The sequence below is a fragment of the Vandammella animalimorsus genome (assembly GCF_002288875.1).
Taxonomy (GTDB): Bacteria; Pseudomonadota; Gammaproteobacteria; order Burkholderiales; family Burkholderiaceae_C; genus Lampropedia; species Lampropedia animalimorsus.
In genome coordinates, this window is the sequence record NZ_NTBH01000006.1 from 116687 (window position 1) to 129166 (window position 12480).

Here is a 12480-nt window from a genome sequence, read left to right on the forward strand (position 1 = left end):
CCAGGGTAGATGCCGAGTGCCAGGCCAGGCCCTTCTTGACAGGCGCTCAGCAAACCTGCGCGCTCATGCCAGCCATTGCTGCACGGCCTGCTGCAGCTCCTCGCGCGTGGCCTCATTGGGCTGGCCCTCGGGGAAGCGCTCGTAGAAACCGCCCAGACTGCAGGTGACGACCCGGGATGCGCCTTGCCAGGGCAGCAGCTTGGCCAGATGGGCCAGGTTGCTGGCGCCGCCGTTGGCGCCGCCCGAGGTGCTCAGCAGCAGCACCTGCCTGCCCTCGAACATCTTGTTGGGCTGATGGCGGGCGTAGCGCGAAGTCCAGTCCAGCAGATTCTTGAACGCCGCCGGCACGGAGCCATTGTGCTCTGGGCAGGCAATGGCCAGCGCCTCGTGCGCGGCCAGCAGCGCATAGAAGGCCTGGGCCGGCTCGGGGTAGCCTTGTTCGCGCTCGCGGTCCAGGCTCAGCAGGGGCAGCTCGTAGTCGCGCATGCTTTGGCGCTCGATGGGCTGCTGGCCCTGGGCCTGCAGCAATTGCTGCACGGCATCGAGCACCTTGTCGTGAATGGATTGGGAGCTGTTGCTGGCGTTGAAGAGCAGGATGGATGCCATGTGAGTTGCTTCCTTGGAAAAAGTCAATGGGGCGCAGGCGCACTGCTTCGGCCCTGTTTCAACGCTGTTTCAGCCCTGCGCGCGGGCGGCCTTCTCGGCCAGGCCGCTGAGGCCTTCGCGCCGCGCCAGCTCGCGCAATACGTCGCTGGCGTCCAGATCGAAGTGCGCCAGCGCCACCAGGGTGTGGAACCACAGGTCGGCCACTTCATAGACCAGCGCCTGCTGCGGCTTGGCGCCGCTGGCCACGTCCTTGGCGGCCATGACGACCTCGGCGGCCTCCTCGCCGATTTTTTTCAAAAAGGCGTCGGGCGCCTTGCCCTCGGCCAGCAGGCGCGCGACGTAGCTGCGCTCGGGGTCGCCGCCGCGCTGGGGTTTGCGCGATTGGAAAACTTCGGCCAGATGGGCCAACAAAGCGTCTGCGGATGGGGTGTCGGTCATGGCGGCTCAGGGCTTGTAGATGCGCTGCGGGTCTTTCAACACGGGCTCAGCAGCCTGCCATTGCGGGCTGGGCGAGGCGGGGTTTTCCAGCCGTTGGTAAAAGCAGCTGTGGCGCCCGGTGTGGCAGGCGATGGAGGGCTGGTGGCCGTGCTGGGTGATGGTCAGCAAGATGACGTCGTTGTCGCAGTCGGTGCGGATGGCGTGCACGGTCTGAAAGTGGCCCGACTCCTCGCCCTTGTGCCAGAGCTTGCCGCGCGAGCGGCTGTAGTAAACAGCCTGGCCTTTTTGCGCCGTCTGGCGCAGGGCCTCGCGGTTCATCCAGGCGACCATGAGGATGTCGCCCGTGTCTTTTTCCTGGGCGATGGCGGGGATCAGGCCGTTGGCGTCCCAGGCGATGGCGTCCAGCCAGGCGTCGTCGCTGGCGGGGGCTTCTGGGGCGTCCGCAGGGGGGACTTCGCTCATTGGCTGACCTCTTCAATCATGGATTGGCCGCTGCTGCCGTCGCCGCTGAGCCATTGCCATTGCTCGTGAAAGCGCAAGCGGCCATCGGGCAGGCGCTCGGGGGTGGACAGGCATTGACCGAGCATGAACTGGCCTGCGCTGTTGAGGTGGTGGTAGCGCATGTCCAGGCGGCCATCGGGCAGCATGCGCGCCATGAGCTGGCCGCAGCGCACCTGCCCGCCCTCGTAGTGGGCGGTGACGATGTCGCCCTGCTGGCGGTAGTGAAAGCGGGTTTGCTCGTCCACTTCGCCATTGGGCGTGTTGCTGACGGAGCGAAAGGTTTTGCCATCAAGGCTGTAGGGAGGCATGGGGATCTCGCGGTATGTTGGATTTTGGGGATTTAGAGCCTGTGATGCACTTTGCTCTCCCTTGGGGCCAGCGCGGGGGGGGGGGGGCGGCGAAAAGTGCATCACACGCTCTAACAGGTTGCTGAAATACTGAATTGGCAGGCTGAAAAACTCCAGACTTGCTGCCTCAAGCCATCGTAAGTCATTGATTTATGGTTGACGAAGGGGCGTTGAGAGCATCATGTTGGATGTTTTTCGCCCACCGTCGGCACTATTTCAGCAGCCTGCTAAAGCCGCACGGGGATGCCGCGCGCGGCCATGTGGCGTTTGGCCTGCTCGATGGTGTAGGTGCCGAAGTGGAAGATGCTGGCGGCCAGCACGGCGTCGGCGCCGCCGGCGGTGATGCCCTCGGCCAGATGTTCGAGCGTGCCCACGCCGCCGCTGGCGATGACGGGCACGGGCACGGCGTCGGCCACGGCGCGGGTGAGTTCGAGGTCGAAGCCGCTTTGCGTGCCGTCGCGGTCCATGCTGGTGAGCAGGATTTCGCCCGCGCCGCGCCGGGCCATCTCACGCGCCCAGGCCAGTGCGTCCAGGCCAGTGTCCTTGCGGCCGCCGTGGCTGTAGACGTTCCAGCCCGGCCCCAGCGGCTGGCCGTCTGCGCCCAGGGCCTGCTCAGCCTCGGCGCTGCGGCGCTTGGCGTCGATGGCCACGACGATGCATTGCGCGCCGTATTTGTCCGAGGCCTGGTCGATGACTTCGGGCGTGGCGATGGCCGCGGAGTTGAAGCTGACCTTGTCGGCCCCGGCGCCCAGCAGGCGGCGCACGTCGGCCACGCTGCGCACGCCGCCGCCCACGGTCAGCGGGATGAAGACCTGCGAGGCCACGGCCTCGATGATGGGCAGGATCAGGTCGCGCCCATCGCTGGTGGCGGTGATGTCGAGAAAGGTCAGTTCGTCGGCGCCTTGCTCGTTGTAGCGCGCGGCGATCTCCACGGGATCGCCCGCGTCGCGCAACTCGACGAAGTTCACGCCCTTGACGACGCGCCCGCCGGTCACGTCCAGGCAGGGGATGATGCGTTTGGCCAGCATGGCTGGGCTCCTGTCAGTTCAATGTGCTCGGCCTGAATCGACCTTACTCGGCCGAGTCGCCCTCGCCGTCTTCGAATTCGTCCACGCGCGCCTGGGCGCTGGCGAAGTCCAGATCCCCGGTGTAGATGGCGCGGCCGCAGATCACGCCTTCGATGCCTTCGTCCTGCACCTGCAACAGCCGCTCGATGTCGTCCATGCCCTTGAGACCGCCGCTGGCGATGATGGGGATGTCCACCGCCTGGGCCAGGCGCACGGTGGCGTCGATGTTGATGCCGCTGAGCATGCCGTCGCGGCCAATGTCGGTGTAGATGATGGACTCCACGCCGTAGTCCTCGAACTTGCGCGCCAGTTCGATCACGTCCACGCCGGTGACCTTGCTCCAGCCATCGGTGGCGACTTTGCCATCCTTGGCGTCCAGCCCGACGATGATGTGGCCGCCGAAGGCGCTGCAGGCATCGCGCAAGAAGCCGGGGTTCTTCACCGCCGCCGTGCCGATGATGACGTACTGGATGCCACTGTCGATGTACTGCTCGATGGTGTCCAGATCGCGGATGCCGCCGCCCAGCTGCACCGGCACCTGGCCGTCCACTTCCTTGAGGATGGCCTTGATGGCCGCCAGGTTCTTGGGCTTGCCGGCAAAGGCGCCGTTGAGGTCCACCAGGTGCAGGCGGCGCGCACCCGCGTCCAGCCAGCGCTGGGCCACGAGCTGCGGCTGCTCGCCAAAGGTGGTCGATTGGTCCATGTCGCCCTGCACAAGGCGCACGCAATGCCCGTCTTTGAGGTCAATGGCTGGAATCAACAGCATGGCAGATCAGAAAAAAAAGCGATGTGTGCGTCTGGCGCACGGGGTTGAAGGAAGGGAAAGGGAAGGGAAAAGGGCTGCTCACGGCTGCCAGTGCAGAAAGTTGCGGTACAGGGCAATGCCTTGGTCCGCGCTTTTCTCCGGGTGGAACTGGGTGGCAAACAGGTTCTCGCGTGCAATGGCCGCGGTGAACCAGCCGCCGTAGTCGGCCTGGCCAGCGCAGTGCTCGGGCTGCTGCAGCTGGGCATGGTAGCTGTGCACGAAGTAGTACCAGCTGCCATCGGCAATGCCGGCCCACATCGGGTGCTCGGCGTGGTCTTGTGGGCGGTACACGCGATTCCAGCCCATTTGCGGGATCTTGAAGCGGCTGCCATCGGGCTGGCGTTGCCCATCCAGGGCAAAGCGCCGCACGCGCCCGGGCAGCAGGCCCAGCGCCGGCGTGCCGCCACCCTCATCGCTGTGCTCCAGCAGCATTTGCATGCCCACGCAGACGCCAAACAGCGGCTTGCTGCGCGCGGCCTGCAACACGGCTTCATACAGGCCCGACTCGTGCAGCTGGCGCATGCAGTCGGCCATGGCGCCCTGCCCTGGCAGGACGATGCGCGCAGCCTGCGCGACCACGGCTGGATCGCGCGTGAGCACGACGCGCCAATCGGTGTCGGCCGCGGCATGGCAGGCCGCCTGCCAGACCGAGCGCAGGTTGCCGCTGCCGTAATCGACGACGGCCAAGGTGTGGCTGGGTTTCATGGTGCTCGAAACAAGGGTGTTGTCGCGCCTGGCAGGCGCCGGGCCATGGCCGACGCAAGCAGAAGCTGAGAGAAATTACTGACTGTAGGTCGTGCCATTGATGGTGATGTGCTGCTCGCCCTCGCCCCAGAAGAAGAACAGGCTGCGCGTGCTCTGGCCGTCGGGGTAGCGGCGCTCCAGGGTGTAGCCGTCCAGGCGGTACTGCACCGGGCGCTCGTCGCTGCGGTCGGCGGCGACGTTGGCGCTGAAGGTGCCGCTGTTCATCGCCGTGGTACCGCCGCGCATGCTGGAGCTGCTGCCCAGCGTGCCGTCGCGCTTGAAGTACAGCGTGTCCTTGAAGGCGTAGCCGCTGGTGTAGATGTTGCCGTGGTAGCTGGAGGCGGTGTAGGCGCCGTGCAGGCGCTGATCGGCGCGGGCCGGGCGCGCCGGTGTGCCCGGCGCATCCTCCCAAGTATCGACCTTCTCCAGCTGGTACTGCCCGCGCTGCTTGCGCCAGCGCCGCCACTTCCCCGGCTCGTTGGCGCGCGAGGCGCGCACGTCCAGATCGGCCGGGGGCACGCGCAATCCGGCGTAGGCCCAGCCGTCCTTGAGCAGCAACAGGTGCTCCTCCTCCAGGCGCATGCCCAGGCTGTCGTTGACGAACTCGGCGCTGTGCAGGATGGCCTCGATCTGGCCAGGCTGCACGCCCTGCCCGGGCGGGGTGACCCATTTGAAGCGCCGCGCCTCGGCCTGAGCGGCCTCCTCCTCGCTGGGCGAGGGCGAGGCGCTGGGGCCGACGTGGCGGCAGGTCGTGCCCTCGCCCTCGTCCAGATCCTCGCCCCGGATGTAGGCCCGGCCCTGGCGGTCCTTGAAGTACACCGACACCATTTGCACCTGGCCGCGGTATTCGAAATTCAGCAGGTGGATTTTCTCGTCGATGTTCACCGTGCCCTTGTCCGGGTGGTAGCTGAAGCGGCCCGTCTTCAGGCGGCTCATGCTGCTGCGCAGCTCTTTGTTCGGGTACAGATCCAGCGTTACCTCGTAGGGGTGGCGGCCGTTTTCCACCTGGCAGAGGTATTGGCCAAAGGTGAACGCGCCGCCGATGGTGGCGCCGTCGGCGGCCAGGCCGGCGTAGCTGCGCTCCCGTGTGTGCTCTGGTTTGTGCTCGGGCTTGGTGGGGCTGACAGGTTCGGCAGGGGATGCAGGCGGCGCGGCCAGGCTGGCTGCCCCGCCCTGGCTGCTGGGCTGGCCCTCAGCCAATGCGGCGGCCAGCACCTGCGCGCCTTGCTGGCCATGCTGGGCCAACAAGGCCTCGGACTGCTCGCTGACCAGAAAGACCAGCCTGGCCCGCCCATCGTCCAGCGGCAGGGCCGTGTACGTGGCCACCAGCGCCCGGCCCTGGGCGTCGATGCGGTGCGTGGTGCTCCACAGCGGCGCCTTGTGCTGCAGCGCCTCGCGCGCGGCGATCTTGCCGTAGCCTTGCGAGAGCTGCTCGGCCATGGCCTGCGTCCACTGCTGGGGCGTCTGCCCCTGCATGGGCAGCGGATCGAGCGCCACGACCATGAAAATGCGCCCCTCCAGCCCGGCCGGGCTGTAGCTGACGATGCCCGGCTGCTGAGCCTGGCGGCTCCAGCCCGCGGGCAAATCCCATGCCGCCAGGCCGGGGCAGGCGCAGCCGGCCAGCCAGGCAAGAAGAAGCAGGCGTTTGTTCATGGCTGGAGCCACAGACTGCGCGGCTGCGCCTTCACGCCAGCTTGACCAGGCCGCAGGCGGCCATCACAGCACCCCCTTGGTCGAGGGCATGATGCCGGCCATGCGCGCATCGCGCTCGACAGCCTGGCGCAGCGCCCGGCCGAAGGCTTTGAAGGCCGTCTCGGCCTGGTGGTGGGCGTTGATGCCCTTGAGGTTGTCCACGTGCAGCGTGGCCTGCGCGTGGTTGGCAAAGCCCTGGAAGAATTCACAGGCCAGCTGGGTGTCGAACTGGCCGATCATCGCGCTGGTGAAGGGGATATGGAAGAACAGCCCCGGGCGGCCGGAGAGGTCAATCACCACGCGGCTGAGCGCCTCGTCCAGCGGCACATAGGCGTGGCCATAGCGGCGCAGGCCTTTTTTGTCGCCCACGGCCAGCGCCAGCGCCTGGCCCAGCGCAATGCCCACGTCCTCGACCGTGTGGTGGCCGTCGATGTGCAGATCGCCCTCGCAATGCACGTCCAGATCCATCATGCCGTGGCGGGCCACCTGATCGAGCATGTGATCGAAAAAGCCAATGCCAGTACGCAAATTGGACACGCCCCGGCCATCGAGGTTGATGCGTACGTGGATGCGGGTCTCCGCCGTGTTGCGATTGACTTCGGCAATGCGATCGCCAGGATCGCTGGTTTGCGTGGGGACGAGAGCGGAGGAAGTCATGCCTAGGGCCTGTTCACAAGGAGATCGCGTTGGGGCCGGGGCATTGTAAGAGCATCGCGCCAGCCTGCCAGCGAGTCCAGGCCCACTGCGGGCAAACCCCAGTCATGCAAGCTTTGTGCAAGCATTGACAACTCTTGTTACGCATGATTGCGTCAGCTTGCATTCCTTTTCGCCATGCGCTCAACCTCAGCCCCAGCGCCGCAATGGCGCTCCGCTATCATTGCGCCCCGACAACAACCTGCAACAACCACCAAGCCAAGCAAAAGACCATTGCCAAAGGCTTTGGGGCCGCGCCACTTGCGTTCCTGGCCCAGCCATGCCCCGGGCGCCGCACCCCATCTCCAATGCCCCTAGAGCGTGTTATGCAGCAGCGCCCGCCATCACATGTCAATCATTGCCCGGTAGCCACGCACCTGGGTCACGGCCTCTGCCCCATCAGCCAACACATAACACATACATGCCACTTTCCACTGGAGGAATCATGAAAAAAACCACCCTGGCCATCGCCTTGGCCGTTGCCCTGGGCGCCTGCTCCAAGAATGAGGACAGCCCAGAGGTCGGCAAGCAGCAGGCCCAGCCCGCCGCCCCTGCCAAGGCCGACATCCCGCTGGCCTTCGCCCCCAGCACCACCGCCTTTGTGGCCGGCACCATGGAGCCCGCGCCGCAGGCCTACCTCGACACCATCGGCGCCATGGCGCCGCAATTCAAGGCCGGCGTGCTGCAAAGCCTGGAGCGCGCCCGCCAGGCGCTGGCCCAGGAGGAGCAAAACGAGCAGACCGCGCGCGTCAATGCCGTGATGGGCTTGCTCAAGGAGCGCCTGCAGCAGCCCGACACCCTGGCCAGCCTGGGCATGAGCATGAAGAGCCTGGGGGCCATCTATGAAATCGGCGGCGCGCCGGTGCTGCGCATGGAGCTGCAGGATGCGGACAAGTTCAGGGCCTTCATCGCCGATGTGGAAACCCGCCTCGGCCAGAAGATGGAGACCGGCGAGCTCAACGGCCAGGCCTACTGGTTCATGCCGCTGGGCGCGCAAGCAGCCCAGCCCGCCCAAGCCGCTGACGCCCAGGCGGCCAGCGCCCAGCCGCTGGATCGCGCGCGCCTGGTGGCAGCCATCGTCGGCAAGCACCTGGTGCTGGCCCTCGATCCGCAGCACAGCGCCGCGCCGCTGGCCCAGCTGCTGGGCCTGGAGCGCCCGGCCCAGTCCGTGCTGCAGGCCGGCACCTTGACCGAGCTGCAGAAAGCCTATGGCTACAAGCCCTATGGCGGCAACATGCTGGTGGACACGCGCCGCGTGCTGGCGCTGCTCACCGAGGGCCAATCCATTTACCCGCCGCCGGCGAACTGGAGCGAGGCCTGCCGCAGCGAGTTTGGCGCGCTGGCGGCCAAGGCGCCGCGCCTGGTGGTCGGCGCCACCGAGGTCGATGGCAAGAAAGTGGGCGTGGCCGGCACGCTGGAGCTGGACAAGCCCCTGGCTGGCGAGCTGCAAAAAATCAGCGCCCCCGTGCCGGGCCTGGGCAGCGCCAAGAAGGGCGTGGAATTCGGCTTTGGCGTGAAGATCGATCAGCTGGCCGGCTTCCTGCAGGCCCAGGCCAATGCCGTGCAGACCGCCCCCTACCAGTGCGAGCACCTGCAGCAGCTCAACGAAGGCATGGCCAGCCTCAACCAGAGCATGGCCGGGCTGTATGCGGCCTCGGGCTGGCTGACCGGCGCGCGCCTGGTGCTCAACGACATCAACATCGAACAGCAGCTCGTGCGCGGCATGCTGGTCGTGGCCTCGCCCAACCCCATGTCGCTGCTGGGCATGGCCCAGGGCATGATGCCTGAGCTGGCCCAGCTGGGCCTGGAGCCCAACGGCGCAGCCAAGCAACTGCAATCGCCAATGACGGCCATGGTCAATGGCGGCCAGGATCCGGTCTGGCTGGCCATGACCGACAAGACCCTGGGCCTGGGCATCGGCGCCGATGTCAAGGGCGATCTGGAAGGCGCCCTCAAGGCCAGCGCGCTCTCGCCCGAGCCGCTGCTGTACTACCGCGTCGATGGCGAAACCTATGCCAAGAGCCTGGGCAAGTTCAATGAGCAAATGCTCAACAGCCTGGAGGCCAACTCCAGCGGGGCACAGCAGGCCAACGACATCATGGCGCCGATGATGCAAAGTGTTGCGCAGATCTATCAGTCCATCGACTACGCCTCAGTGCGCTACCACTTCTCCGAGCGCGGCCTGGAGCTGGACCAGATCATCACCTTCAAATAAACACGCGGCCACGGCCCTGCGGCTGCCCCCTGACCGCAGGGCCCATTTCCCTTTTTTTGGAGACTTCCCCCATGAAACGACTCGCCCTCAGCGCCGCCCTGGCTTTGGCGCTGGCCGGTTGCGCCAGCATCGGCGGCCCCGGCAGCAAGAACATCCCGCTGGCTTACGCGCCAGCCGACACCGCCTTTGCCTTTGGCTCGCTCGAGCGCGCGCCCAAGGGCTACGAGGAACTCAACCGCCGCTGGTTCGAAGTACTGCGCGCGCACATCGCCCCCAGCCTGGAACGCGCCCTGCAGGTGCTGGCCGAGTCGGACGCCGACCCGGCCAAACTGAAGACCGCCAAGGCGCTGCTGGGCCTGATGCAGGAAAAACTCAACGCCCCCGGCGGCTTTGAAAGCCTGGGCATCGACGTCAATGCGCTGCTGGCGCTGTACGAAGTGCAGGCCATGCCCGTGCTGCGCATCGAGCTGGCCGATGCCGACAAATTCAAGGCTTTCATCGCCGAGGCCGAGGCCCGCGCGGGCGAAAAGCTCTCCAGCGCCGAGGTGGACGGCCAGCCCTACTGGTATCTGCAGCCCGAGACCGAGGCCGACGCCTACCTCAAGCCCCGCCTGGTGGCTGCGGTGCAAGGCAAGCACTTGGTGCTGACCATCGACCTGCAGCGCCCCGAGGCGCCGCTGGCGCAGCTGCTGGGCGTGCACAAGCCGGCGCAATCGCTCATCGGCGCGGGCACCATGCAGGCCATCAACAAGCAGTACGAATACCTGCCCGGCGGCGTCACCGGCTTTGTCGATGCGCAGCGCCTGGTGGAGTTGCTGAGCGGAGCCAAGGCTGCTGGTGCCGGAACGGCCAGCGCCGCAGCGCAGCCCACCTGGCTGAGCGACAGCCTGCTGAACTACTTTGGCGTGCGCCTGGATGCCAGCTGTCAGAGCGAGCTGCAGGCCGCCGTCAGCAAGACCCCGCGTCTGGTCGGCGGCGCCAAGGTGCTCAGCGACAAGCAGGCGCACTACCACATGCTGCTGGAGATGGACGCAGAGCTGGCCAAGGACTTCAGCGCCCTGCCCGCCCCAGTGCCCGGCCTGGGCACGGTGCGCGGCAATTACACGTTCGGCGTCAGCGCCAACCCCAGCGCCGTGGCCAACCTGCTGCAAAAACAGGCCCAGTCCATCCAGGCCTCGCCCTACCGCTGCCAATACCTGGCGCCATTGAATGAGCTGGCGGCAGACGCCAGCGCCATCATCGCCATGCTGCACGCGGGCTCCAGCTGGGGCCATGGCTTCCGGGTCGATTTCAGCGACCTGAGCCTGCTGATGCAAAGTGCCGACATGCTGCAGGAGACGACGGACATGGGCAAGCTGGGCGGCACCTTGCTGCTGGCCAGCGCCAACCCCAGCGCCATGTTGGGCATGCTGCAAGGCTTCATGCCCGAGCTGGGTCGGGTCGGCCTGCAGCCCGGCGGCCCGGCCAAGCAGTTGCCCGACGAGCTCATCGAAGACCTGGGCATGGGCAACTCCCTGTGGGCCATGGTGGGCCAGCGCGCCATCGGCCTGGCCCTGGGCGATGAGAACAAGGCCACGCTCGAAACCCTGATGCAGGCCCCCACGCCCGCCGTGCCGCCCTTCATGGTCATCGGCGCATCGGGCACGTTCTACAGCCAGCTGCTGCAAGCCTTCTCCGAGGAGGACTTGCAGGACTTGGCCGCCTGGGACTGGGAGGCGGCCTACTATCACATCACCTGGCCGCTGATGGGCGCGCTGCGCAGCATCTATGCGGAAGTGGACTACCTCGAATCGCAATGGCTGATGACCGAGCGCGGCATGGAGTTCACCTACCAGCTCGATTTGCTCGGCGGTCAGGACGTGAAAAGGTAAGCTCCCCACCGCCCTGCATCCGACCCACGCTTGCCCAGGCCCTGCCTGGGCAAGTGCGTTTTCATCTGCCAATCCCATGCTCCTGCATCGCCCACCCCGCCCCCTGCCCTGGGCCTTGGCCGCCGGCCTGGGCCTGTCGCTCAGCGCCCCGGCCACGGCACAACAGCCGGCGCAGGCCGCGCCGCCCGCGGCCACCCTCACCGTGCACCACTGGCAGCAGTGCGACCAGCTTCGCCACAGCGATGCCGCGCGCCTGGCCTGCTACGACCAATGGGCTGCGCAGCAGCGCCAGCCCGGGCTGGCCACAGCGCCTGCCGCGCCCGAAAAATCCGCCGCCAGCGCCGCCACGGCAACGGCCACGGCAGTAACGGCGGCAACGGCCCACGGCGACAGCACCCATGCCACCGCCCAGCCTCAGGCCAGCGGCATCGGCCTGCGCGCGCCAGCCAGCGCCGATGCGGTGGCGCTGCAGCCGCCGGCCACCGTCGTCGTCAGCGCCAACGATGGCTGCCGCAATCCCGCCTTTGGGCGCACAGCGCGCATGTGGGAGCTGGACGCCGACACCGATTGCGGCAACTTCCGCTTTCGTGGCTATCGGCCGCTGACCATTGGCATCGCCATCGGCGACGCCGTCAATCGCCAGCCGCATTCGCCCGCCCATGCCGACACGCCGCCAGCGCGCCAGCCCTACCAACACCACGAAGCGCAGCTGCAACTGTCGGTGCGCACCAAGCTCGCCAGCCACCTGCTCACGCGCGGCCATCCCACCAAGCGCGATTCGCTGTGGTTCGGCTACACGCTCAACGCCCAGTGGCAGGCCTTCAACGGCCAGATCTCGCGCCCGTTTCGCAACACCGACCACGAGCCCGAGTTGATTTACATCTACCCGCTGCTGTGGCAACTGCCCGGCGGCGCGCAGCTCAGCTACGCCGGCCTGGGGCTGAACCACCAATCCAACGGCCAGAGCGACCCGCTCTCGCGCAGCTGGAACCGCTACTACGCCATGTTCGGCATGGAGCTGGACCCCCACTGGACGCTGCAGGCCCGGCTCTGGCAGCGCCTGGAGGAAAAGCCTGGCCAGGATGACAACCCCGGCATCAGCCGCCGCATCGGCCGCGCCGAGCTGCTCTCGACCTGGGAGCTCAGCCAGCGAAACACCCTGGCGCTGACGCTGCGCCACCCGCTGCGCGGACAAAACGGCGGCTCGGCGCGGCTGGAGTGGTACCGCACGCTGGGCGAAGGCTTCATGGGCGGCAAAAGCAACCTGCGCCTGCGCACCAGCCTGTTTCACGGCTATGGCGACAGCCTGATCGACTACAACCTCAAGCGCACCACGCTCTCGATCGGCCTGAGCCTGTTGGATTTCTGAACGCCTGCTGAAAGTCTCGTCGGTGCAAGCGGGCCAGAAGCGATTTGAAATGGCTGCAAGGCGCCGCTTTGCACGCATTGCATAGCCACCACAGCCCGGCTCTCTAGGGCGATGCTTTGCAACGCCGCAGGC

Annotated in this window: 12 protein-coding genes; 3 read left to right on the forward strand and 9 right to left on the reverse strand. The window is 66.9% G+C overall.

Going from position 1 to position 12480, the window contains the following annotated elements; translation table 11 throughout:
• Window positions 1-63: 63 nt before the first annotated feature.
• The 9 genes from CLI93_RS10030 to hisB all read right to left on the reverse strand — a co-directional run bounded on the left by CLI93_RS10030 (window position 64) and on the right by hisB (window position 6857).
• Entirely contained in the window at window positions 64-606 is a 543-nt protein-coding gene (locus CLI93_RS10030) for an NAD(P)H-dependent oxidoreductase (RefSeq protein ID WP_095542362.1), read from the reverse strand.
• 69 nt (window positions 607-675) lie between these two features.
• Window positions 676-1044, reverse strand: coding sequence for a phosphoribosyl-ATP diphosphatase (locus tag CLI93_RS10035; protein ID WP_095542363.1), 369 nt, complete (start codon window positions 1042-1044; stop codon window positions 676-678).
• Between the two features lie 6 nt (window positions 1045-1050).
• On the reverse strand, window positions 1051-1506 hold the full coding sequence (gene hisI, locus CLI93_RS10040; RefSeq protein ID WP_095542364.1) for a phosphoribosyl-AMP cyclohydrolase: 456 nt from the start codon (window positions 1504-1506) through the stop codon (window positions 1051-1053).
• On the reverse strand, window positions 1503-1853 hold the full coding sequence (locus tag CLI93_RS10045; protein WP_095542365.1) for an avidin-fold protein: 351 nt from the start codon (window positions 1851-1853) through the stop codon (window positions 1503-1505). Before CLI93_RS10045 ends, hisI begins: the two co-directional genes overlap by 4 nt.
• 266 nt (window positions 1854-2119) lie before the next feature.
• Complete coding sequence (gene hisF, locus CLI93_RS10050; protein WP_095538440.1) at window positions 2120-2920, reverse strand: imidazole glycerol phosphate synthase subunit HisF; 801 nt, start codon at window positions 2918-2920, stop codon at window positions 2120-2122.
• Window positions 2921-2963: 43 nt separating this feature from the next.
• Window positions 2964-3725, reverse strand: coding sequence for a 1-(5-phosphoribosyl)-5-[(5-phosphoribosylamino)methylideneamino]imidazole-4-carboxamide isomerase (hisA, locus tag CLI93_RS10055; protein WP_095542366.1), 762 nt, complete (start codon window positions 3723-3725; stop codon window positions 2964-2966).
• Window positions 3726-3803: 78 nt separating this feature from the next.
• Complete coding sequence (gene hisH, locus CLI93_RS10060) at window positions 3804-4469, reverse strand: imidazole glycerol phosphate synthase subunit HisH (protein WP_095542367.1); 666 nt, start codon at window positions 4467-4469, stop codon at window positions 3804-3806.
• A 75-nt stretch (window positions 4470-4544) separates the two neighbouring features.
• Window positions 4545-6161: a hypothetical protein gene (locus tag CLI93_RS10065; RefSeq protein ID WP_095542368.1), complete on the reverse strand. Its 1617-nt coding sequence runs from the start codon at window positions 6159-6161 to the stop codon at window positions 4545-4547.
• 63 nt (window positions 6162-6224) lie between these two features.
• Window positions 6225-6857, reverse strand: coding sequence for an imidazoleglycerol-phosphate dehydratase HisB (gene hisB, locus CLI93_RS10070; RefSeq protein ID WP_095542369.1), 633 nt, complete (start codon window positions 6855-6857; stop codon window positions 6225-6227).
• 481 nt (window positions 6858-7338) lie between these two features.
• On the opposite strand from hisB, the gene CLI93_RS10075 reads away from it, so the two are divergent.
• The 3 genes from CLI93_RS10075 to CLI93_RS10085 all read left to right on the forward strand — a co-directional run bounded on the left by CLI93_RS10075 (window position 7339) and on the right by CLI93_RS10085 (window position 12348).
• Window positions 7339-9108, forward strand: coding sequence for a hypothetical protein (locus tag CLI93_RS10075; RefSeq protein WP_095542370.1), 1770 nt, complete (start codon window positions 7339-7341; stop codon window positions 9106-9108).
• 71 nt (window positions 9109-9179) lie between these two features.
• On the forward strand, window positions 9180-10979 hold the full coding sequence (locus CLI93_RS10080) for a hypothetical protein (protein ID WP_095542371.1): 1800 nt from the start codon (window positions 9180-9182) through the stop codon (window positions 10977-10979).
• A 76-nt stretch (window positions 10980-11055) separates the two neighbouring features.
• Entirely contained in the window at window positions 11056-12348 is a 1293-nt protein-coding gene (locus tag CLI93_RS10085; RefSeq protein ID WP_095542372.1) for a phospholipase A, read from the forward strand.
• Window positions 12349-12480: the final 132 nt, after the last annotated feature.

Coding starts and splice junctions, on each gene's coding strand:
- CLI93_RS10080 (WP_095542371.1), top strand. CDS start 9,180: ATGAAACGACTCGCCCTCAGCGCCGCCCTGGCTTTGGCGCTGGCCGGT.
- hisB (WP_095542369.1), bottom strand. CDS start 6,857: ATGACTTCCTCCGCTCTCGTCCCCACGCAAACCAGCGATCCTGGCGAT.
- CLI93_RS10085 (WP_095542372.1), top strand. CDS start 11,056: ATGCTCCTGCATCGCCCACCCCGCCCCCTGCCCTGGGCCTTGGCCGCC.
- hisI (WP_095542364.1), bottom strand. CDS start 1,506: ATGAGCGAAGTCCCCCCTGCGGACGCCCCAGAAGCCCCCGCCAGCGAC.
- CLI93_RS10075 (WP_095542370.1), top strand. CDS start 7,339: ATGAAAAAAACCACCCTGGCCATCGCCTTGGCCGTTGCCCTGGGCGCC.
- hisH (WP_095542367.1), bottom strand. CDS start 4,469: ATGAAACCCAGCCACACCTTGGCCGTCGTCGATTACGGCAGCGGCAAC.
- CLI93_RS10035 (WP_095542363.1), bottom strand. CDS start 1,044: ATGACCGACACCCCATCCGCAGACGCTTTGTTGGCCCATCTGGCCGAA.
- hisA (WP_095542366.1), bottom strand. CDS start 3,725: ATGCTGTTGATTCCAGCCATTGACCTCAAAGACGGGCATTGCGTGCGC.
- CLI93_RS10045 (WP_095542365.1), bottom strand. CDS start 1,853: ATGCCTCCCTACAGCCTTGATGGCAAAACCTTTCGCTCCGTCAGCAAC.
- hisF (WP_095538440.1), bottom strand. CDS start 2,920: ATGCTGGCCAAACGCATCATCCCCTGCCTGGACGTGACCGGCGGGCGC.
- CLI93_RS10030 (WP_095542362.1), bottom strand. CDS start 606: ATGGCATCCATCCTGCTCTTCAACGCCAGCAACAGCTCCCAATCCATT.
- CLI93_RS10065 (WP_095542368.1), bottom strand. CDS start 6,161: ATGAACAAACGCCTGCTTCTTCTTGCCTGGCTGGCCGGCTGCGCCTGC.